Origin of the sequence: Streptomyces palmae (assembly GCF_004684805.1) — a bacterium.
GTDB classification, from domain to species: Bacteria; Actinomycetota; Actinomycetes; order Streptomycetales; family Streptomycetaceae; genus Streptomyces; species Streptomyces palmae.
On record NZ_SRID01000024.1, the window covers coordinates 1 to 21,507 of the forward strand.

Here is a 21,507-nt window from a genome sequence, read left to right on the forward strand (position 1 = left end):
GATACCGGGTTGCGGGACGGGGGGCCGGCGGCAGAGGTGACGCCGCCGATCAGCGCCTCGCCGCTGTGGCCCGGATACACCCCGCAGCCCCAGCGGCCCGCCCAGACGGAGCCGACATCCGTGACGCCGTCCTATCCGCCACTGCCCGGGGTCACCGTGCCGGCCGCCGGGCTGCGTGCGGTGCCCCTGGAGAAATTGCTGAAGAACGACCCCGTCATGCCGAGGGGAGTGCTCGGTACGGCCCCAGGCGGTTGCGCGTCGCGCTGCACGATGCGCGACCCGGTCTACCGGGACCTGACCGGCGATGGCCGGGAGGAGCTGGTGGTCGCGGTGGACGAGATCGGCCTCCGGATGACGTGGGTGGAGGTCTACCGGGCCTTCGGCAACCGGGTGCGACCGGTGCTGGTGCTCTACGACCTGACGGGCCTCACCATCGAGACCTACGGCCGCGACCTGGTGGTCAACGTGGTCCGAGGGGACGGCCTGACCACCACCCGCTACCGGTGGAACGGCACGGTGATGGCCCCCGTCACACCGGGAAACGATGCTCAGGACGCAGAGGGGACCCCCACGCCATGACACCCGCCCCGCCCGCCTTCACCCCGCCCGGGTCGCCGACCGAGGCGCATCTGCTGCTGGTGGAGGACGACGAGGTGATCCGCAACACGGTCCGGATGGCACTGGAGCGGTACGGCTTCACCGTGTCCACCGCCGCCGACGGGCTGACCGGCCTCGAGGTCTTCCGGGAGTGCCGACCCGATCTGCTGCTGCTCGATGTGATGCTGCCCGAACTGGACGGGATCGGGCTGTGCCGCCGGATACGTGAACTGAGCCTGGCGCCGATCCTGATGATGTCCGCGCGCGGCGATGCCCTGGATGTCGTCTCCGGCCTGGAGGCCGGCGCCGACGACTACGTGGTGAAGCCGTGCGAGAGCGCGGTGCTGGTGGCCCGGATCCGTTCGCTGCTGCGCCGCGCCTCCCTCCCCTCGGTGCCCCGGAACGGGGCGGACGATGCGAGCGAGGCGGAGCCGGAGGTCCTGGTGTTCGGGGACCTGAGCATCGACCCGCGGGGGATGGAGGTGCGCCGCGGCGGGGAACTGCTGGCACTGACCCCGACCGAGCTGCGGGTGCTGCTGGAGTTCGCCGCCTCGCCCGGGGTCGTACTGGAGCGCCGTACGCTCCTCAGCCGGGTGTGGGACCACGCCTGGCAGGGCGACACCCGCGTGGTGGACCTGCATGTGCAGCGGTTGCGGGCCAAGATCGGCGCGGCCCGGATCGAGACGGTCCGCGGCTTCGGCTACAAGCTGCGGCGCTGACCCGTGACCCTGCGATGGCGGATCGCCGCCCTGGTGGCCGCGGCGACCTGCACCGCCGCCTCGGCCGTCGGTGTGCTGGTGCACCAGGCCTCCCGGGACCGGGAGTTGTCCCAGGCCCGGGACGCCGCCTCCACCACCTTGGACCAGGCGGCGATGATCTATGCGCGCACCGGTGCGGTGCACGGCTCCGGGGCCGCGCTGGACGCTCCCAACCTCCCGTCGGACCTGCGCGACCTGGTGCGCCGCGGGCACCGTGGCAGCCGGTTCGCCACCGACCCCGACGGGCCGGCGATGTGGGCGGCGCGACCGGCCGGCGGCCGGGTGCTGTCCGTACGCGTGGACCTGGGGACCACCATCCGGGACCTCGGCGCGCTGGACACCAACATCCTGCTGGCCGGACTGTCGACCACCGCCGTGGTGCTGCCGCTGGGGGTGTTCACCGCCGGGCGGATGAGCCGCCGGCTGCGGATCGCGGCCGGCACCGCCCGCCGCATCGCGGCCGGCGAGCTGGACGCCCGTATCTCGGCGGCGAACCGCCCGCACGACGAGATCGCGGAGATCTCCGGCGCCGTCGACTCGATGGCCGCCGCCCTCCAGGAGCGGCTGCGCAGCGAGCAGCGGTTCACCGCCGACGTCGCCCATGAGCTGCGTACCCCGCTGATGGGCCTGGTCACCGCGGCCGAACTGCTGCCGGCCGAGGACGAGGCGGCAGGTTACGTACGCGACCGGGTGCGGGTGCTCAGCACCCTGGTCGAGGACCTGCTGGAGATCTCCCGGCTGGACGCCGGCGCGGAACGGGCCGACCTCACCCCCAGCGCGGTGGCTCCGCTGGTCGAGGAGGCGGTGGCCAGGACCGGACTGGCCGCGACGCTGTGCACGGAGCGGGCGGACGGGGCCGCGAGGGTGTGGACGGACCCGCGCCGACTGGAGCGAATCCTGGCCAACCTGGTGGTCAACGCGCACCGGCACGGAGGTGGGGAGGTGGTGGTGACGGTGGGGGATGACGGGCGCACCGTGACCGTGCGCGACCACGGCCCCGGCTACCCGCAGGAACTGCTCACCGGCGGCCCGCAGCGGTTCCGGACCGGCGTCAAGGAGCGCGGCCGGGGCCATGGGCTGGGGCTGACCATCGCCCTGGGACAGGCTCAGGTGCTGGGCGCCGCGCTGGAGTTCGGCAACGCGGCGGACGGCGGCGCGGTGGCCGTGCTGCGGCTGCCGGAGGACCACGGAGAGGAACCGGCGGAGTTCGAGGAGTAGGGGAGGGGCGGCCGATACACGGTCGATACACATCCGAGGGGTGGTCGAGCCGCAGGAGACACCCGGTGGCAGGGGTTTGAAGATCTTTCCCGCCGAGTATGGCCGGCATGCGTATCAGGTGGAGGCGGCCTCGAACGGCTGGTCGGCACACGGTGGTTGGGCGCCGGCCCGGGGGCCCGCGGGCCGATGAGGCCATGGTCGAGGACTGTGACGCGGGGGCGCCGGCAGTGCTGGGGGCGTCGGGAGGACCGGGCGAGCCGGAAGCACAAGGCGCACAAGGCGCGGCGGGCACACTGGGCACGCCAAGCGCGCCAGGTGCATCGGATGCGGCAGATGCTCCGGAAGCGCCGGATGGGTCAGAGGCACGGGACGTCCCGGGAGCCCCGCGTACGTCGAGCGCACCAAGTGACCCCAGCAGGGCGGGCGGAGGTCTTCGAACGCGGTCCGCGCGCCGCAAGGCCCGGGTGGCTCGGACCGGGGCGGTACGGGCGAAGGCGGCCGGGGCGGCAGGAGACGGTGGGCGGCGGAAGAAGCGGGCCGGCATCCGCCGGTTCTTCACCTGGCGGCGGATGCTCGCCTATGTGCTCTCCCTGTGGCTGCTGCTGCTCGGCGCCTTCGCGGTGCTCTACTACATGATCGACATCCCCGAAGCGAACGCCGTGGCCAAGGCGGAGAGCAATGTCTACCTCTACAGCGACGGCACCCTGCTGGCCCGCACCGGTGACATCAACCGGGAGTCGGTGACGATCGACCGCATCCCCAGGCATGTGCAGCGGGCCTTCGTCGCGGCGGAGAACAAGTCCTTCTACCAGGACGCGGGCGTGGACCCGATGGGCATCGCCCGCGGCCTGGCCAAGACCGTGACCGGAGGCGGCACCCAGGGCGGTTCCACCATCACCCAGCAGTACGTCAAGAACTACTACCTCAGCCAGGAGCAGACCATCACCCGCAAGGTGAAGGAGCTGGTCATCTCGCTCAAGGTCGACCAGCGCAACTCCAAGGACGAGATCCTCGCCGGCTATCTGAACACCAGCTACTTCGGCCGGGTCGCGTACGGCATCCAGGCCGCGGCACGCGCGTACTACGGCAAGGAGGCCGCCGATCTGACCGTGGCCGAGGGTGCGTACCTGGCCGCGCTGGTCCAGGCTCCCAGCCAGTACGACTGGGGCGTGGCGAGCCGCACCGGGAAGCGGCTGGTCACCCAGCGCTGGAAGTACGTGCTGAACAACATGGTCGAGATGGGGTGGCTGGACGATGCGGAGCGGCGGCGGTTGCGCTTCCCCCGGCCGCTGCCGCCCAAGCCCACACCGGGACTGGACGGCCAGGCCGGCTATCTGGTCGACGCGGCCAGGCGTGAACTGATCGCCTCCGGCGTCAGCGAGCAGGAGCTCGCCGCCGGCGGCTGGACCATCACCCTCAGCGTGGACCGGGCCAAGCAGAAATCCCTGGAACGTGCGGTGGCCCGGCAGTTGGCGGCCGGCGGGCGCAGCGCCCGCGACCGGGCCGCGCGGTCCGACCTCCAGGCCGGGGCGGTGTCGGTGGAGCCGCGCACCGGCCGCGTCCTGGCCCTGTACGGCGGGCGCAGCTACACCCAGCACTACCTGTCCAACGCCACCCGCGCGGACTACCAGGCAGGTGCCGTCTTCAAGCCGCTGGTCACGGCCGCGGAATTGGAGTCGGACCCGAAGGGCGCGGTGGCCGCGGAGACCGGCACCGGTCCGGTGCCGAAGTACACCGGCAAGGCCGGCCCGGCAATGGTCAAGAAGACCGCGGTGGCCCTGGGCATGGACCCGGACGCCGAGGGCTTCCGGCCGCGGCGCACCATCGGGCTCGGCCTGATGGGCACCAGCCCGATGGACCTGGCCGGGGTCTACGCCACCCTCGGCAACCACGGCCGCAAGGTCACCCCGACCCTGGTGCTCTCGGCCCGGCGCGGCGACCAGCGGATCGAGGGCCGGGACGGGATCGGCGACCAGGTGGTGCGCCGGGAGACCGCCGACACGGTGACGTCCACCCTGTTGGCGCGCCCCGACGACGGGGCGACCCGCAAGAACTGGGTCCGTACCGTCGGCCAGCCCGCGGCGAGCATCGGCGGAAGCTCCGACGACCGGCGGGCGGCCTGGTTCGCCGGGTACACACCGGACCTGGTCACCGTGGTCGGAATGTTCGGCGAGGACCACCGGAACAAGCGGCAGACCATCCTGCCGACCGCCTTCCGCAGCCGCCCCGCCAAGGTCTGGACCACCTACATGGGGGAGGCGCTGCGCGGCGCCCGCCCGGCCGGATTCGACCTGCGGATCGGCGGCGTGCCGGCGATCCCGAGCGAGCTGCCCACCGCTGGCGAACGGTCCGGTTGAGCCGGGTGGTGGGGGACGCACCTGAGCCGGGCGGTGGCGAACGGTCTCCCTGAACCGGGCAGGTGGGGAACGGTCCGGCTGAGCCGGGTCGGTGGCGGCGGGACCTCAGGCCGCCTTCTCCCGGCGCGCGGCGGCGCGGCGGGGCGGCGGGGTGGCGCGGACGTGCGCGACGGACCGGCCGCCCCGCCGGAGGCAGCGAGCCGGGCGAACCCTCCGGCCACGCGCTAGGGGGCGTCGCGCCGCCAGACCTGTTCCGCGAAGGCGTAGCCGTACTGCGGGCGGCCCGTGGTTCCGCTGGTCCGAAACGGCTTGCCGCCGTCGTCGATGCGGACCGTCCCGGAACGGCCGCCCGCGGCCCAGTCGAGCTCCAGGTACCAGCTGCAGTCGCAGCCCTGGGTACGGGCGTTGACCAGCAGCACCTCCGGGTCGGTGGCGGACACCCGGTAGGGGAGGCGGACCGCCGGCAGGGTGCGCTCGCCGTCGAAGCCGTCGGTGGGCCGGGCGAGCGGGCGGGCGGCGTCCAGATCCACCGCGAAGGTGCGCGGGGTGAGGGCGCCGCCGCAGCCGTTGTCCATGGCGAACGAGGACCAGGCGAGCGGGGCGCGCCGCTCCACCACCCGCACCTGGAGAGCCCGCAGCACCACCGCCTGCCTGCCCCGGCCCGCCACCGTCACCTCGACGTTGGTGCTGCCCCCGTGGACGGCGCCGTGCGCGGCGGCCCAGGCCGGCGCGGACTGCTCGACCGGGGGTGCGGCGACCCGGGACGGCGGACGGTTGATCAGATAGCGGTGATCGCAGCCGTTCTCCCAGACGTGTGAGCGGGTGCTCAGGGCCAGGGGGGCCGGCGGGGCGCTGGTCCCTTCGCCGGCGCCGGTCCGCTGGTCGCCGCCCCGAAGCGGCCCCACCGCGACGGCCGCCAGCACCAGACTCCCGGCGGCTCCCACCAGCAGCGCCCAGGCCGGCCGGCGCCGGCGCGGAGTGTCCGCGGTGGGTCGCGGTGCGGGCGGGACGGCCGAGGTGCGCGCCATGGACCGGACCGCCGGCCGCGGCGGGCTCGCCCCAACGCGCGGTACGGGCCGGACCCCCGGGGCGGGGGGCTCGGGCCGGACTTCCCTGCCGGGCGGTACGGGCCGGTCTTCCGCGGCGGGCGATTCGGGCCGGACCTCCGAGGCGGGGACGTCGAGCCGGCTTTCTTGGGCGCGCGGCCGGGGCCGGTCCTCCGGGGTGGGTGATTCGGGCCGGTCCTCCCAGGACCCGCCAGGGAGCCGGTCCGGCGGGGTCGCCTCGGCCCCGGGATCCGCGGGTACCCGGCCGAGCACCACCCCGCCGGCGGCGGCCCCGCGCCTCGGCGCGCGTCCCGGTACGCCACCGCGGGCCGAGGCCGCGCGGCGGGCGGCGTCGGCCAGGAGCCACCGGCGGTGCAGCTCCAGCAACTCCTCGGGGCTCGCCCCGCACAGTCGGGCCAACCGCTCCACCAGCGCGAACCGGGCCGGCACCGCGTCCGCGTGGCAGTAGCGGTGCAGCGTGGACGCGCTGATGTGCAGGCGTGCGGCCAAGGTCCCGTAGCTGCGCCCGGAGCGCTCCTTGAGCTCGCGCAGCCGCTCGGCGAACCGGTCGACCTCTTCACTCCCCACGAAAACCTCCCCCAAGGCCCTGCGACCCGCGTTCCGCGTTCCGCGACCGCGTTCCAGGGCGTTGTCGTCTCCCCACGTCAGAGTAGGTTCCGGCGTTCCCGCGTTCCGCCTGCCCGGCACGCCGTTGCCCTGCCGCGAGCCGGGCTCGCAGGCTGTGCCCCGTACCGCCGCACCGCTGCGGCGGACCCGAGAGGAGATGGGGAAGAACCTCATGCAGACGCGCAGACTTTCCACCCGTGCCGCGGCCCTGGCCGGCGCCGCCGCGGTGGCCGCGGCGGTCCTCGCCACCGGTGGCACCGCCCAGGCCCAGGACCGGGCCGCAGACCACAGCCAGACCCAGGCGCGGCAGCGGGCGGCGGCCGCGCCGGTCTTCCTGGCCCCCAGGGAGCTGCCGCCGCACCCGCTGTCCGCCTGGTACGCGGGGAACGTCACCCAGGGGCTGCCGGAGGCGCCGTTCTGCCTGGAGAACGCCCTGCCCACCACGGGCTCCTCGCACCGGCTGTTCTGGACCGAGTACGACACCGGCGCCAGCCAGATCGTGGTCAAGGCGGCCAGCGCGGACGCGGCCGCCAAGCTGGCCGGCGCCGTGGAGCGGAAGGTCCGCGACTGCGCGGCCGACTGGCAGCGGCAGAACCCCCAGGGCACCGCCTCCTGGCGCGACTACGGCACCGTCACGGGCGAGGACGGCGCGCATGTCTACGGCGTCCACACCTCCGCCCCGGACTCGGAGCCCTCCATCCACCTGTTCGGAGTGGGCCGTGACGGCAGCACGGTGACCATCGTCGGCTGGGGCGAGATGGGCGGTTTCGCCGACGCTCCGGTGGCCGATTTCCAGCGCACCACCACCACCGCGGTGATCAAGCTCTACGCCTGATTCCCGCCCGACCCCGCGCCGCAACGGACCGGTGCGGCGCGGGGTCGCGTACGCGCGGGCGGGAGCCACGGTGGGCGCCACCCCCGCAGCGGTACAGGTCCCGCCGCCTCACACGTCCCGCAGCAGCGCGGCCAGGTCCTCGTCCAGCTCCAGGTGCCGGCTCTCGCAGCCTTGGGGGACCAGCTCATAGGTGCGCTGGAGAAAGCGCCGCAGGTCGCTGGTGTCGAACTGCACCATCGCCATGCCCTCCGGCGCGTGCAGCTCCAGCACGGTCCGGTCCGGGCCGTACGGCCACAGGTGCACATCGCCGTGCCCGGCCGGGCCCCGCAGTCCGCCGGCCAGCAGCTCCCGGCCGAAGGTCCACTCCACCTCCGAGCCGTCGAGCGAGGCGACCGGCGGGAAGGAGACGCGGACCGCGAAGGGATCGTTCCGGCTGTAGCGCAGGCTCGCCCGAATGGCACTGGTCTCGGGCACGGACGCGATGAGGCGGGCCTGGACGGCTTGGTCGATGACGGTGATCATCGCCGGCTCCCTTGCGGTCAGTGTGGATCCTTGCCTCGGTTCGCACGGTTAGAGGGCAAGCTCAGCGCCGTCGTGCACCCGGCGAACATGTGACGTGCATCACTTCTATGGTGAGTGGGTGGATATATCGCGACTCCTCAGTCCGTAACCCTGCTGCGGTTCGTGTAGGCCAGGCTCAGATAGTCGGGATGGCGCGCCATCCAGCCGGAGATGAACGGGCAGACCGCCATCACCTGAAGGCCCATGGCGCGGGACGCGTCCAACGCGTTGCGGGCCAGCGCGGAGCCGATGCCCTGCCCCTCGAAGGCCGGCTCCACCTCGGTGTGGAAGAAGGCGATGACCTCGGGCCCGCGCATGTACTGGGCGAAGCCCGCGAGCACCCCGTCGACGCGGGCCTCGAAGCGGTGGGCATGGGGCACATCGCTGACCATGACTGTCATGAGGCGACTCTCCTCGCTCCCCCTGACCACGATAGGAAGGCCGAGATGCTCCCGCGATTCGGCGCCCGCCCGGCGCCGGCGCCCACCCTTCCCGGCCGTCCGAGGGGCCCTGCCAGGGCTGTCATGGCCATGGACGGGGGGCTTGTCGATCGACTAGCTTCCCGCTCCATGAGGGCCATGGGGATCAAGGAAGTGACGGGTACCAAGGGGAGCGGGACGGCGCTGCGCCGGGTGGTGTGCGCCGGGCTGGGCGCGGTGGCGCTGGCGGCGGGCCTCGTGGCGCCCGCCGAAGCGCGCACTCCCACCGAACGCACCGCGTCCGTCGCCGACGCACCCGACGCAGCCGTCGCGGCCGGGGGTCTCCCGGTGCGCTGGCAGCCCACCGCGACCGGTTCCGACGCCCGGTTCCGGGGCCTGGCGGCGGTCAGCCGCAGCACCGCCTGGCTGGCCGGGACCAAGGGCACCGTGCTGCGCACCGGGGACGCCGGACGCAGCTGGCGCGATGTCTCACCGCCCGGCGCGGAGGGACTGGAGTTCCGGGACGTCGAGGCGTTCGACGCCCGGCGCGCGGTGGTGCTGGCCATCGGGGAGGGCGAGGCGTCCCGGGTGTTCCGCACCGAGGACGGCGGCGCCACCTGGACCGAGAGCTTCCGCAACACCGACCCGCGTGCCTTCTACGACTGCATGACCTTCTTCGACAGCCGCAGCGGCATCGCGCTGAGCGACCCGGTGGACGGCCGGTACCGCATCCTGTCCACCGAGGACGGCGGGCGCAGCTGGCGGGTGCTGCCCTCGAAGGGCATGCCCGCCGCCCAGCCGGGCGAGGCGTCCTTCGCCGCCAGCGGCCAGTGCCTGGTCAGCGCGGGCGGGCGGCACGCCTGGATCGCCACCGGCGGCGCCACCACGGCCCGGGTGCTGCACTCCGCCGACCGTGGCCGCACCTGGACCGTCACCGACGCGCCCATCCCCGCGGGCGATCCGGCGCGCGGTGTCTTCGGACTCGCCTTCCGGGACGCCCGGCACGGTCTGGCGGTCGGCGGCGACTACCGCGCCGGGCAGCCCTCCCCGGACGCCGCCGCGGTCAGCGGCGACGGCGGAGCCCACTGGACGGCGTCCCGGCAGCCGCCGTCCGGCTACCGGTCCGGGGTGAGCTGGCTGCCGCAGGGTCGGGGCGGCGCGGGCGGCCCCGCCACCGCGCTGGCGGTCGGCCCCACCGGGAGCGAGCTGACCACGGACGGCGGGCGCGGCTGGCGCTCCTTCGACACCGGCTCGTACGACACCGTGGACTGCGCGCCCGACCGGGGCTGCTGGGCGGCGGGCGAGCAGGGCCGGGCGGCGCGGCTGGTGTTCTCCGGCGAGTAGGGCCGTCCCGGGGCCGGATGGCACGACAGGTGTTCGAGGGATACGGGTACGGTCAGGTGGCATGAGTCAGCGAACCGCCGGATACCGGCTTCCGACCGACTGGCCCACCACCGAGGCCGAGGCCACCGCCGTACAGCTGAGCCTGCGCGAACGGGTGGAGCGGTACGCCGACGAGAGCGTCGAAGGACCCGCCGTCGGCACCGGCACCGTGGTCGGGGTGGACGTGGCCTACGACGACGAACGGGACGTGGTGGCGGCCGCGGCCGTGGCGCTGGACGGGGGCACCCTGGAGGTGCTGGCCAGCGCCACCGCGGTGGGCCGGGTCGCCTTCCCGTATGTGCCGGGGCTGCTGGCGTTCCGTGAGATCCCCGCCGTGCTCGGCGCCCTGGAACGGTTGGACCGCACCCCGGACCTGGTGGTCTGCGACGGGTACGGGCTCGCTCACCCGCGCCGTTTCGGACTGGCCAGCCATCTGGGGGTGCTCACCGGGCTGCCCACCATCGGCGTCGCCAAGAACCCGTTCACCTTCCGTTTCGAGGCTCCCGGACCCCGCCGGGGCGACTGGTCCCCGCTGCTGGACGGCGGCGAGGAGGTCGGCCGGGCGCTGCGTACCCGGGACGGCGTCAAACCGGTGTTCGTCTCGGTGGGGCACCGGATCGGCCTGGCGGCCGCCTGCGCGCACACCCTGGCGCTGGCCCGCGACTACCGCCTTCCGGAGTCCACCCGGCGCGCCGACTCGCTCTGCCGTGAGGCACTCCGCGCGGGCTGAACCCCCCGCCACCGCCGCCGCCCGGAGACGTACGGGGGCGGTGGCACCGGCGGGCCGCCGCCCCGCCGCCGCCCGTGGTGCGGTGGGCGCTCCGTCAGTCCTCGGTGAGGGTGCGGAAGGTGATGCCCGCGCGGTGCAGGCGGTCGGTCAGCGCCTCGCCCATGGCGGCAGCGGTGGTGACCTGCCCGGCGGTGTCCGGCAGGTCGTCGAAGGCCAGCGAGAGCGCGGACTCGGCCAGCATCTTGGCGGTCTCGTCGTAGCCGGGGTCACCGCCCGAGACCTCGGTGACCACCCGCCGTCCACCGCCCTCGCCGATGAACCGCACCGCGAACCGGCTCCGGTCGCGCCGGGCCGCGTCCGGTCCCTCACCCGGCTTGCGGCGATCGGAGAGCCACTGGCGGGTCCACGGCAGCTGGGCCAGGGCGAACAGCGCGCCGAGCCCGGCCGCGCCGCCGGCCACCACCGGCAGCCGCCTGACCAGGAGGTGGTGCCGGTAGTCGAAGTCCGGCCCGTAGCGGTCCAGGGCGGCGGCGGAGCGCAGCACGATCTGCGGGTCCAGGGTGGGCATCGGCACCGCCCAGGCCCCCAGGTCCCGGCGCCGGTGCAGGCGGCCGGGGCCGGACCGCACGGTGCGCTCGGTCGGCCAGGGCTCGGCGCGCCGCCGGGCCCTGGCGGTGCGGGCCATGCTCGCCGGGCGGGACAGCGCGGTCAGCGTGGAGGCGAAGGTGCCGCCGGAGACGGTGCCGTTGGTGCGTACGAAGCCCCGCACCCGCAGCGGTACGCCCTCCGGGAGCCGCCGCACCGTGTAGTGCACCCCCAGGTCGTAGGGGATCGAGTCGAAGCCGCAGGCGTGCACGATGCGGGCGCCGGTGGCGCGGGCCAGCGCGTGGTGCCGCAGGTACATCAGGTCCACGAACTCCGGCTCCCCGGTCAGGTCCGCGTAGTCGGTGCCGGCCTCGGCGCAGGCGGCCACCAGGGGCTCGCCGTAGCTGAGGTAGGGGCCGACGGTGGTGGCCACCACATGGCTGTCCGCCGCGACCGCGCGCAGCGAGGCGGGATCGGTCACGTCCGCGTGCAGCAGGGGGAGTTCGCCCAGCCCCGGGTGGTGCTCGGCCAGCCGCTCCCGCAGCCGCCGCAGCTTCTCCCGGTCGCGGCCGGCGAGGGCCCAGCGGAGCTCGGCCGGGGCGTGTTCGGCGAGGTAGCCGGCGGTGAGTTCGCCGACGAAGCCGGTGGCCCCGAACAACACGACGTCATACGTCCGTTGTCCCCTGCTCTCCCGTCGCCGCATCGCCGGTCCCCTCGCCTACTGATCGGTATCGATTGACGTGGCGTCACCCTAGGGACCGGTGGAATTCCCGGTCAACACGGACCCGCCGGCGGCGCGGCGGCTCGGCCGGGTGCGGCGGGCTTGACAGCCGGTTCCCGCTGAGACACATTGCGGCCATCATGGGACGTCCCATGTCCTTTTTTGGTCGGGTTTCGCCGGGCTCCTCGCCGAATGCCCCTGACGGTCCGGTCGGCGGCTCGCGCTGCCCGGCCGGCGGCACGGCGGCGATACCGGCCGAGCGCCGCCCGAACCCGTGAAGAAAGCTGGTCCCCGATGCTCCTTCCGGCCCCCCTGACCGGCGTCGTCCCCCCGCTGTGCACCCCGCTCACCCCGAACGGCGACATCGACACCGCCTCGCTCACCGCCCTGGTGGAACGGCTGGTGTCGGCCGGCGTGCACGGGGTGTTCGCCCTGGGCTCCAGCGGCGAGGCCGCCTACCTCGACGACCGCCGGCGACGCACCGTACTGGAGACCGTCCGCCAGGCCGCGGGCGGGCGGGTCCCGGTGCTCGCCGGAGTGATCGACATGACCACCGCCCGCGCCCTGGACCACGCCCGCACCGCCTCCCGGCTGGGCGTGGACGCCCTGGTGGCCACCGCCCCCTTCTACACCCGCACCCATCCGGTGGAGATCGCCGACCACTTCCGGCGGCTCCGGGACGGCGTGGACCTGCCCCTGTTCGGCTACGACATCCCGATGGCGGTGCACACCAAGCTCACCCCCGAACTGCTGCTGCCGCTGGCCCAGGACGGCACCCTCGCCGGAATCAAGGACAGCAGCGGCGACGACGGCGCGCTGCGCCGCCTGCTGGTGGAGATGCGCGCCCTCGGCCTGGACGGCACCTTCACCGTGCTCACCGGCTCCGAACTCGCGGTGGACGGCGCCCTGCTGGCGGGCGCGCACGGGGTCGTACCCGGCCTCGGCAACGTCGATCCGGACGGCTACCTGCGGCTGTACGGCCATGCCCGGGCGGGCCGCTGGCGGGAGGCCGCCGCCGAACAGGACCGGCTGGCCGCGCTGTTCGCGCTCACCGAGGCGGGCGACCCGGCCGCCATGGGCGGCAGCTCCTCGGCCCTGGGCGGCTTCAAGGCCGCCCTGAAGCTGCTGGGGGTCATCGCCTGCGCGGCCACCGCCGCGCCCCAGGTGCCACTGGACGCCCGGGCGCACGCCACGGTGCGGCGGATCCTGGAGGAGGGAGGGCTGCTGGGATGACCCGGCCCGCCCGACCCGCCGAGGACCCCGGACGCTGGTACCGCCAGGTGTCCGGCGGCCAGTGGAAGGCGCTGTTCGCCGCCTGGCTCGGCTATCTGCTGGACGGCTTCGACTTCGTACTGATCACCCTGGTGCTCACCGAGATCGCCGACGAGTTCGCGCTGGACACCGCCGGCGCGGCCAGCCTGGTCTCCGCGGCGTTCGTCACCCGCTGGCTCGGCGGCGCGGTGCTGGGCGCGATGGGCGACCGGTACGGGCGCAAGGCCGCGATGATCGCCAGCATCCTGCTCTACTCGCTGGGCACCTTCGCCTGCGGGTTCGCCTGGAACTACACCAGCCTGTTCACCGCCCGGCTGCTCATCGGCATGGGCATGGCCGGGGAGTACGGCGCCAGCGCCACCTACGTCCTGGAGTCCTGGCCCACCCGGCTGCGCAACCGCGCCTCCGGCTTCCTGATCTCCGGCTACGCGGGCGGCACCATCGTCGCCGCCGAGCTGTACAAGTGGGTGGTGCCGCACTGGGGATGGCGCTGGATGTTCTGGATCGGCGTGCTGCCGGTGCTGGTCGCCCTGTGGGTGCGCCGGGCGCTGCCCGAGGCGGGGGACTGGAGTGCCCGGACGGCCGGCCGGCCCGCGCCGCCCAACCCGTTCCGGCCGCTGTTCACCGGGCGGCCGCGGGCCTGGGCCAACGGACTGCTGGCCGCCGCCGCGAGCGCCGCGCTGTTCTGCGTCTTCACCCCGCTGGGCGCCGGACTGCGCTGGCCGCTGTCCCTGCTGTCCGCCGCCGCCCTGCTCGGCTTCGCCGCGCAGCTGGGCGGGCGCCGCCGCTGGCTGCTCTACATCGGCCTGGTGGCCACGGTCTTCTGCGCCTTCCTCTACAGCTGGCCGATCCAGGCGCTGCTGCCCACCTACCTCAAGAGCGAGCTGGGGTACGACCCCGACCGGGTGGCCGACGTGATGTTCTACGCCGGCTTCGGCACCATGGCCGGCTGCTGGCTGGCCGGCTTCACCGGCGACCGGTTCGGTACCCGCCGCGCCTACGCCTGCACCCTGGCCGCCTCGCTGGCCTTCGTCTTCCCGGTCTTCGCGGTGCAGGACTCGCTGGTGGGCCTGGGGGTGCTGCTGTTCTTCCTGCTCGCCCTGAGCCAGGGCATCTCCGGCATCCTGCCCCGGTACATCGCCAGCCACTTCCCGGTCGAGACCCGGGCCGCCTCGCTGGGCTTCGTCTACAACACCGGGGCGCTGGGCGGCGCGGTCGCCCCGGTCCTGGGCGCCCGCCTCGCCGAGGGCATGTCGCTCGGCCGGGCCCTGGCGGTGCTCACCTTCGGACTCACCCTGGTGGTGATCGTGCTGGTCGGGGCGGACGTACCGCGCCGACTGGCCCGGCTGGCGGACCGCGAGGGCGTCCCCGACCACCTGGTCGCCGAGGAGTCGCTGTCAGTGCCCGAGGCTAACGTGGAGACCACCCGCTGACCGCGGGAGCACGCCCGCCCGAGGAGGCCCGATGACCGGCACGCCAGACCCGCTCGCGGTACGGGAGCGGGTGCGGGAGTTCGCGCTCGGTCTGCCCGGAGCCGTCGAGGAGTTCCCCTGGGGCCAGAGCGTGGTCAAGGTCAACAAGAAGATCTTCGTCTTCCTCGGCGCGGAGGGCGGCGAGGGCCCGCCCGGGATCACGGTCAAGCTCACCGATGAGGAGGCCCACGCGCACGCCATGGCCGCGCCGGGCGCCCGCCTCGCCGGCTACGGACTGGGCCGCGCCGGCTGGGTCAGCGTCCCGCTGGGCGGGGCGGACCCCGACACCCCCGACGCCGAGCTGCTGTGCGACTGGGTCGAGGAGAGCTACCGGACCATCGCGCCCAAGCGGCTGATATCCCTCCTCGGCACCGCCTGACCCCAGGACCGCCGCCGCCCCTGCTCCCGCGGGCGCGGGGTGCCCCATGCCGTCCCGGTGGCCCCGCGTCCTCGGCCGGATGCCCCGCACGGCGACGACCCATGCCCGGCCGGGTGCCCGGTCTGGTGCCTCCATGCCCCCGGCCGGGTGCCCGGTCCGGCTCGGTGGCCGGTCGGGTGCCCCGCCACGCCGGCTGGGCGGCCCCGCCCCCTCGGCTCGGTGTCTCCCCGTCCGGGCTCCCGGGCAGCCTGCTCGGTGTCGGCACTCCCGGCGTTGCCGGCCACCCGCGTCCCCGGGCCGTACGGAGCCGTCGGGCAGAGGGTCTTGTGCAAAGTGAAACGTGTTCTTAGCATCGGCGGTGTTACAGCAGTACTGTCACAAAGGCTGGTGACTGGATGGCGGCGACAGGGCACGGTCCCCTGACCGGGGTGCGCGTGGTGGAGCTGGCGGGCATCGGGCCCGGCCCGTTCGCCGCGATGCTCCTGGGCGACCTGGGGGCGGACGTCGTACGGATCGACCGTCCCGGCGGGGGCGGGCTCCGCGTCGACCCCGCGTCCGACGTCACCAACCGCAACAAGCGCTCGGTGCTGCTCGACCTCAAGTCCCCGGAGGGGCCGGCCGCGGTGCTCGACCTGGTGGCCCGCGCCGACATCCTCATCGAGGGGTACCGCCCCGGGGTGGCCGAGCGCCTGGGCGTGGGCCCCGAGGAGTGCCTGGAGCGCAATCCCGCCCTGGTCTACGGGCGGATGACCGGCTGGGGCCAGGACGGCCCGCTCGCCGACACCGCCGGACACGACATCGGCTACATCGCCATCACCGGCGCGCTGTCCATGATCGGCGCCGATGTCCGGCAGCCGCCCGCCATCCCGGCCAATCTGCTCGGCGACTACGCGGGCGGCTCGCTCTACCTGGTCATCGGCGTCCTGGCGGCCCTCCACCACGCCCGGGCCACCGGCGCCGGCCAGGTGGTGGACGCCGCCATCGTGGACGGTACCGCCCACCTCACCTCGATGATCCACGGCATGATGGCGGCCGGCGGCTGGCAGGACCGGCGCGGCGCCAACCTGCTGGACGGCGGGGCCCCGTTCTACGGCAGCTACGAGACGGCCGACGGCGGCTACATGGCGGTCGGCGCGCTGGAGCCCAAGTTCTACGCGGAGTTCATCCGGCTGCTGGACCTGGCGGAGGCGGTGCCGGCCCGCGAGGACTTCGACCGCTGGGGCGAGCTGCGCGCCGCGGTCGCCGCCCGCTTCAAGGAGCGCACCCGCCAGGAGTGGACGGAGGTCTTCGAGGGCTCGGACGCCTGTGTGGCCCCGGTGCTCTCGCTGCGCGAGGCCCCCGGCCACCCGCACCTGGCCGCCCGCGGCACCTTCGTCCGGCACGCGGGCATCACCCAGCCGGCCCCCGCGCCGCGCTTCGGCGCCACCCCCACCGCGGTCCGCCGACCGCCCGCGACGCCCGGCGCGGACGCCGCGGGGGTCGCCGCCGACTGGGGGGTTCCGGGGCTGCCCACCGACCTGGAGAGGGAGACCGAGCGATGAGGCGCGAGCTGTTCACCGCGGAGCACGAGGCGTTCCGGCAGACCGTGCGCACCTTCCTCGACAAGGAGGTGCTGCCGCACCACGAGCGGTGGGAGAAGGACGGCGTCGTGGACCGCGCCGCCTGGCTGGCCGCCGGCCGGCAGGGGCTGCTGGGCATGGCCGTGCCCGAGGAGTACGGCGGCGGGGGGACCGACGACTTCCGGTACGCTGCGGTCCTGGCCGAGGAGTTCGCCCGGGCCGGCGCCACCGGACTCGCCATCCCGCTGCACAACGACATCATCGGCCCGTACCTCACCTCGCTCGCCACCGAGGACCAGAAGCGCCGCTGGCTGCCCGGCTTCTGCTCCGGCGAGATCGTCACGGCCATCGCGATGACCGAGCCGGGCGCCGGCTCCGACCTCCAGGGCATCCGCACCACCGCCACCGACCAGGGCGACCACTGGCTGCTCAACGGCTCCAAGACCTTCATCTCCAACGGCATCCTGGCCGACCTGGTGATCGTGGTGGCCGCCACCACCCCCGAGGGCGGCGCGCACGGGTTGAGTCTGCTGGTCGTGGAGCGCGGCATGGCCGGCTTCGAGCGCGGTCGCAACCTCGACAAGATCGGCCAGAAGGCGCAGGACACCGCCGAGCTGTTCTTCACCGACGTACGGGTGCCCAAGGAGAACCTGCTCGGCGAGGTGAACGGCGGCTTCGTGCACCTGATGACCCACCTGGCCCAGGAGCGGCTGAGCATCGCGGTCGCCGCGGTGGCCGCCGCCGAGGGCCTGCTGGAGATCACCACCCGCTATGTCAAGGAGCGCGAGGCGTTCGGCCGGCCGCTGGCCAGGCTCCAGCACATCCGCTTCGAGATCGCCGAGATGGCCACCGAGTGCGCGGTGGCCCGCGCCTTCCTGGACCGCTGCATCACCGAGCACACGGCCGGCGGACTGGACGCGGTGCACGCCTCGATGGCCAAGTGGTGGTCGACCGAGCTGAACAAGCGGGTCGCCGACCGCTGCCTGCAACTGCACGGCGGCTACGGCTACATGACCGAGTTCCCGGTCGCCAAGGCGTACACCGACTGCCGTATCCAGACGATCTACGGAGGGACCACCGAGATCATGAAGGAGATCATCGGCCGCTCGCTGCTGTCGTGAACCCCGTCCGGTCCCGCCAGGCCGGCCCCGCGAGGGCGCCGCGGCCGGCGCCGGACCGCGACACCGTCCAGCCCCGGCGGTCCCGGCCGAGCCGGGGCCGACCGGAACCCGCCGCCCGCGCCGTCCAGCACCGCCGCACCGCCGTATCGCCGCACCGGCGCACCGTCGTACCTGTCCACGAAAGGCACACCGTGACCACCGAAGCGTATGTCTACGACGCCATCCGCACCCCGCGCGGGCGCGGCAAGGCCAATGGCGCCCTGTACGGCACCAAGCCCATCGACCTGGTGGTGGGCCTCATCCACGAACTCCGGGACCGCTTCCCCTCGGTCGACCCGGCCGCCATCGACGACATCGTGCTCGGCGTGGTCAGCCCGCTCGGCGACCAGGGCGCCGACATCGCCAAGGTCGCGGCCATCGCCGCCGGACTGCCCCACACGGTGGCCGGCGTCCAGGAGAACCGCTTCTGCGCCTCCGGCCTGGAGGCCGTCAACCTGGCCGCGGCCAAGGTGCGCTCCGGCTGGGAGGACCTGGTGCTGGCCGGCGGTGTGGAGTCCATGTCGCGGGTGCGGATGGGCTCCGACGGCGGCGCCTGGTTCGCCGACCCGATGACCGCCTACGAGACCGGCTTCGTACCGCAGGGCGTCAGCGCCGACCTGATCGCCACCATCGAGGGCTTCAGCCGCACCGACGTGGACTCCTTCGCCGCGCTGTCCCAGGAGCGGGCCGCGGCCGCCTGGAAGGAGGGCCGCTTCGACCGTTCCGTGGTCCCGGTCAGGGACCGCAGCGGGCTGGTCGTCCTGGACCGCGACGAGCACGTGCGGCCGGGCACCACCGCGGAGGGCCTGGCCTCCCTCAAGCCCTCCTTCGCCACGATCGGCGAGGCGGGCGGCTTCGACGCGGTGGCGCTGCAGAAGTACCACTGGGTGGAGGCCATCGACCACGTCCACCACGCGGGCAACTCCTCCGGCCTGGTGGACGGCGCGGCCCTGGTGGCCATCGGCAGCGGCGCGATCGGCGAGCGCTTCGGGCTCACCCCGCGCGCCCGCATCGTCTCCGCCGCGGTCTCCGGCGCCGAGCCGACCATCATGCTCACCGGCCCCGCCCCGGCCTGCCACAAGGCGCTCGCCAAGGCCGGTCTGACCATCGACGACATCGACCTGGTCGAGATCAACGAGGCGTTCGCCGCCGTGGTGCTGCGCTTCGCCCGGGACATGGACCTGAGCCTGGACAAGATCAACGTCAACGGCGGCGCCATCGCCATGGGCCACCCGCTGGGCGCCACCGGCGCGATGATCCTCGGCACGCTCATCGACGAGCTGGAGCGCCAGGACAAGCGCTTCGGCCTGGTGACGCTGTGCGTGGGCGGCGGCATGGGCATCGCCACCGTCATCGAACGTCTCTGACCGTCCCTTCCCCTACGGAGCAGCCCAACATGAGCGAGACCCCCGCAGCGACCACCATCCGCTGGGAACAGGACGAGACCGGAGTCGTCACCCTCGTCCTGGACGACCCCGAGCAGTCCGCCAACACCATGAACGCCGCCTTCATGACCTCGCTGACGGCGGTGGCCGACCGCGCCGAGGCCGAGCGGGACACCATCCGCGGCATCATCGTCACCTCCGCCAAGAAGACCTTCTTCGCCGGCGGCGACCTGCGCGACATGATCCGGATCACCCCCGCCGAGGCGCAGCAGGCGTTCGACGCGGGCATGGGCGTCAAGCGCGACCTGCGCCGCCTGGAGACCCTGGGCAAGCCGCTGGTCGCCGCGATCAACGGCGCGGCCCTGGGCGGCGGTTACGAGATCGCGCTCGCCTGCCACCACCGGATCGCCCTGGACGCCCCCCAGTCGAAGATCGGCCTGCCCGAGGTCACCCTGGGCCTGCTGCCGGCCGGCGGCGGCGTGGTGCGCAGCGTCCGGCTGCTGGGCATCACCGACGCCCTGCTCAAGGTGCTGCTGCAGGGCCGCCAGTACGCCCCGCAGCGCGCCCTGGCCGAGGGCCTGGTGCACGAGGTCGTGGCCACCGAGGAGGAGATGCTGGCCCGGGCCCGTGCCTTCGTCGACGCCCACCCCGAGTCCCAGCAGCCCTGGGACGTCAAGGGCTACAAGATCCCCGGCGGCACCCCGGCGCACCCCACGTTCGCCGCGAACCTGCCGGCCTTCCCGGCCAACCTGCGCAAGCAGCTGGGCGGCGCCCCCTATCCGGCGCCGCGCAACATCCTGGCCGCCGCCGTCGAGGGCGCCCAGGTCGACTTCGAGACCGCGCAGGTCATCGAGGCCCGGTACTTCACCGAGCTGGTCACCGGCCAGACCGCCAAGAACATGATGCAGGCGTTCTTCTTCGACCTCCAGGCGGTCAACGCCGGCCGCAGCCGGCCGGACGGTGTGCCGCCGCGCAAGGTCCGCAAGGTCGCGGTGCTCGGCGCCGGGATGATGGGCGCCGGCATCGCCTACTCCTGCGCCCGCGCCGGCATCGAGGTGGTCCTCAAGGACGTGTCCGCCGAGGCCGCCGCCCGGGGCAAGGAGTACTCGGCCGGGCTGCTCGCCAAGGCGCTGGCCAAGGGCCGCACCACCGAGGCGCGGCGGGACGAGCTGCTGGCCCGGATCACCCCGACCGCCGACCCGCGGGACCTGGCCGGCTGCGACGCGGTCATCGAGGCGGTCTTCGAGGACCCGGCCCTCAAGCACAAGGTGTTCCAGGAGATCGAGGGCATCGTCGAGCCCGACGCCCTGCTCTGCTCCAACACCTCCACCCTGCCCATCACCCTGCTCGCCGAGGGGGTGCGGCGGCCCGCCGACTTCGTCGGCCTGCACTTCTTCTCGCCGGTCGACAAGATGCCGCTGGTGGAGATCATCAAGGGCGAGCGGACCGGCGAGGAGGCACTGGCCCGCGCGTTCGACCTGGTGCGCCAGATCCGCAAGACGCCCATCGTGGTCAACGACTCGCGGGGGTTCTTCACCTCGCGGGTGATCGGCCAGTTCATCAACGAGGGCGTGGCCATGGTGGGGGAGGGGCTGGACCCGGCCTCCGTGGAGCAGGCCGCGGCCCAGGCCGGATACCCGGCCAAGGTGCTCTCGCTGATGGACGAGCTCACCCTCACCCTGCCGCGCCGGATCCGCGAGGAGACGCGGCGGGCTGTCGAGGAGTCCGGCGGCAGCTGGCCGGCGCACCCGGCGGACGCCGTGATCGACCGGATGATCGACGAGTTCGGACGGCCCGGACGTAGCGGCGGGGCGGGCTTCTACGAGTACGACGAGGCCACCGGCAAGCGGACCCGGCTGTGGCCGGGGCTGCGCGAGCACTTCACCCGGGAGGACGCGGAGATCCCGTTCCGGGACATGCGGGAGCGGATGCTGTTCGCCGAGGCCATCGACACCGTCCGGCTGCTGGAGGAGGGGGTGCTCACCTCCGTCGCGGACGCCAACATCGGTTCCATCATGGGGATCGGCTTCCCCGCCTGGACCGGGGGAGTGCTCCAGTACATCAACGGCTACCAGGGCGGGGAAGGGCGGGAGTCGCTCGTCGGACTGCCCGGCTTCGCGGCCCGCGCCCGCGAGTTGCAGGCCGCCTACGGCGACCGCTTCGCCCCTCCGGGGCTGCTGCTGGCCAAGGCGGAGGCGGGCGAGGTCTTCCGCGACGAGTGATCCGGCCCTGACCGAGAACCCTCCCGGAGGTGGGGCATCCCTTCCGGGAGGGTGCCGTCCTCCCGTTCCCCCGAGGTGTCCCGGGACCGCCGGGGCGGGGCGGCGGTGCCCGGGCGACCGCGGGCCCGGCCGTGCCGGGCGGACCGGCGGTGGCGTTCACCACCGAGGTCCGGCGGATGACCGCGTCGGGGTGCCCACTCGCCTCGGCCACCGCGGTGGCC

18 protein-coding genes are annotated in these 21,507 nt (G+C 74.0%); 14 read left to right on the plus strand and 4 right to left on the minus strand.

Translation table 11 applies throughout. From position 1 onward, the window contains the following. The 4 genes from E4099_RS04640 to E4099_RS04655 all read left to right on the plus strand — a co-directional run. Positions 1 to 579, plus strand: a 579-nt coding sequence (locus tag E4099_RS04640) for a hypothetical protein (RefSeq protein ID WP_209446520.1), incomplete at its 5' end; no start/stop codon positions are given. Next, entirely contained in the window at positions 576 to 1,316 is a 741-nt protein-coding gene (cseB, locus tag E4099_RS04645) for a two-component system response regulator CseB (RefSeq protein ID WP_135337642.1), read from the plus strand. The genes E4099_RS04640 and cseB, both read left to right, overlap by 4 nt. 3 nt (positions 1,317 to 1,319) lie before the next feature. Then, complete coding sequence (locus E4099_RS04650; protein ID WP_135337643.1) at positions 1,320 to 2,573, plus strand: sensor histidine kinase; 1,254 nt, start codon at positions 1,320 to 1,322, stop codon at positions 2,571 to 2,573. Positions 2,574 to 3,037: 464 nt separating this feature from the next. Further along, entirely contained in the window at positions 3,038 to 4,930 is a 1,893-nt protein-coding gene (locus E4099_RS04655) for a transglycosylase domain-containing protein (protein ID WP_245244592.1), read from the plus strand. A 224-nt stretch (positions 4,931 to 5,154) separates the two neighbouring features. Here the strand turns inward: E4099_RS04655 and E4099_RS04660 are convergent, their stop codons facing one another. Continuing rightward, positions 5,155 to 6,564 (minus strand): helix-turn-helix domain-containing protein, encoded by a 1,410-nt coding sequence (locus E4099_RS04660; protein ID WP_245244594.1) that lies wholly within the window; start codon positions 6,562 to 6,564, stop codon positions 5,155 to 5,157. 196 nt (positions 6,565 to 6,760) lie between these two features. On the opposite strand from E4099_RS04660, the gene E4099_RS04665 reads away from it, so the two are divergent. Beyond that, positions 6,761 to 7,438 (plus strand): hypothetical protein, encoded by a 678-nt coding sequence (locus E4099_RS04665; RefSeq protein ID WP_245244596.1) that lies wholly within the window; start codon positions 6,761 to 6,763, stop codon positions 7,436 to 7,438. Between the two features lie 108 nt (positions 7,439 to 7,546). Here the strand turns inward: E4099_RS04665 and ssgD are convergent, their stop codons facing one another. Beyond that, on the minus strand, positions 7,547 to 7,960 hold the full coding sequence (gene ssgD / locus E4099_RS04670) for a spore wall synthesis regulator SsgD (protein WP_135337645.1): 414 nt from the start codon (positions 7,958 to 7,960) through the stop codon (positions 7,547 to 7,549). 137 nt (positions 7,961 to 8,097) lie between these two features. Then, positions 8,098 to 8,400, minus strand: coding sequence for a GNAT family N-acetyltransferase (locus E4099_RS04675; protein ID WP_135337646.1), 303 nt, complete (start codon positions 8,398 to 8,400; stop codon positions 8,098 to 8,100). 177 nt (positions 8,401 to 8,577) lie between these two features. Here E4099_RS04675 and E4099_RS04680 point away from each other — a divergent pair, with 177 nt between their 5' ends. Together E4099_RS04680 and E4099_RS04685 are read left to right on the plus strand one after the other, a co-directional pair. Further along, positions 8,578 to 9,762, plus strand: coding sequence for a WD40/YVTN/BNR-like repeat-containing protein (locus E4099_RS04680; protein WP_386389430.1), 1,185 nt, complete (start codon positions 8,578 to 8,580; stop codon positions 9,760 to 9,762). A 61-nt stretch (positions 9,763 to 9,823) separates the two neighbouring features. Next, positions 9,824 to 10,531 carry an endonuclease V gene (locus E4099_RS04685; RefSeq protein WP_135337647.1) on the plus strand — a complete coding sequence of 236 codons (708 nt, stop codon included), beginning with the start codon at positions 9,824 to 9,826 and terminating at the stop codon, positions 10,529 to 10,531. Between the two features lie 94 nt (positions 10,532 to 10,625). On the opposite strand, the gene E4099_RS04690 is transcribed toward E4099_RS04685, so the two are convergent. Then, positions 10,626 to 11,819 carry a saccharopine dehydrogenase family protein gene (locus E4099_RS04690; RefSeq protein WP_135337648.1) on the minus strand — a complete coding sequence of 398 codons (1,194 nt, stop codon included), beginning with the start codon at positions 11,817 to 11,819 and terminating at the stop codon, positions 10,626 to 10,628. Between the two features lie 312 nt (positions 11,820 to 12,131). Here E4099_RS04690 and E4099_RS04695 point away from each other — a divergent pair, with 312 nt between their 5' ends. The 7 genes from E4099_RS04695 (at position 12,132) to E4099_RS04725 (ending at position 21,286) form a co-directional block, all read left to right on the plus strand. After that, positions 12,132 to 13,070: a dihydrodipicolinate synthase family protein gene (locus E4099_RS04695; protein ID WP_135337649.1), complete on the plus strand. Its 939-nt coding sequence runs from the start codon at positions 12,132 to 12,134 to the stop codon at positions 13,068 to 13,070. After that, a complete protein-coding gene (locus tag E4099_RS04700; RefSeq protein WP_135337650.1) occupies positions 13,067 to 14,542 on the plus strand; it encodes a sialate:H+ symport family MFS transporter in 1,476 nt (491 codons plus the stop codon). The genes E4099_RS04695 and E4099_RS04700 overlap by 4 nt, the downstream gene beginning before the upstream one ends. A 31-nt stretch (positions 14,543 to 14,573) precedes the next feature. Beyond that, positions 14,574 to 14,960 carry an MmcQ/YjbR family DNA-binding protein gene (locus tag E4099_RS04705; RefSeq protein ID WP_135337651.1) on the plus strand — a complete coding sequence of 129 codons (387 nt, stop codon included), beginning with the start codon at positions 14,574 to 14,576 and terminating at the stop codon, positions 14,958 to 14,960. A 395-nt stretch (positions 14,961 to 15,355) separates the two neighbouring features. After that, positions 15,356 to 16,501, plus strand: a complete 1,146-nt coding sequence (locus E4099_RS04710; protein WP_135337652.1) for a CaiB/BaiF CoA transferase family protein — start codon at positions 15,356 to 15,358, stop codon at positions 16,499 to 16,501. Next, a complete protein-coding gene (locus E4099_RS04715) occupies positions 16,498 to 17,640 on the plus strand; it encodes an acyl-CoA dehydrogenase family protein (protein ID WP_135337653.1) in 1,143 nt (380 codons plus the stop codon). Before E4099_RS04710 ends, E4099_RS04715 begins: the two co-directional genes overlap by 4 nt. A 191-nt stretch (positions 17,641 to 17,831) precedes the next feature. After that, positions 17,832 to 19,046 (plus strand): acetyl-CoA C-acetyltransferase, encoded by a 1,215-nt coding sequence (locus tag E4099_RS04720; RefSeq protein WP_135337654.1) that lies wholly within the window; start codon positions 17,832 to 17,834, stop codon positions 19,044 to 19,046. Positions 19,047 to 19,075: 29 nt separating this feature from the next. Beyond that, complete coding sequence (locus E4099_RS04725; RefSeq protein WP_135337655.1) at positions 19,076 to 21,286, plus strand: 3-hydroxyacyl-CoA dehydrogenase NAD-binding domain-containing protein; 2,211 nt, start codon at positions 19,076 to 19,078, stop codon at positions 21,284 to 21,286. Positions 21,287 to 21,507: the final 221 nt, after the last annotated feature.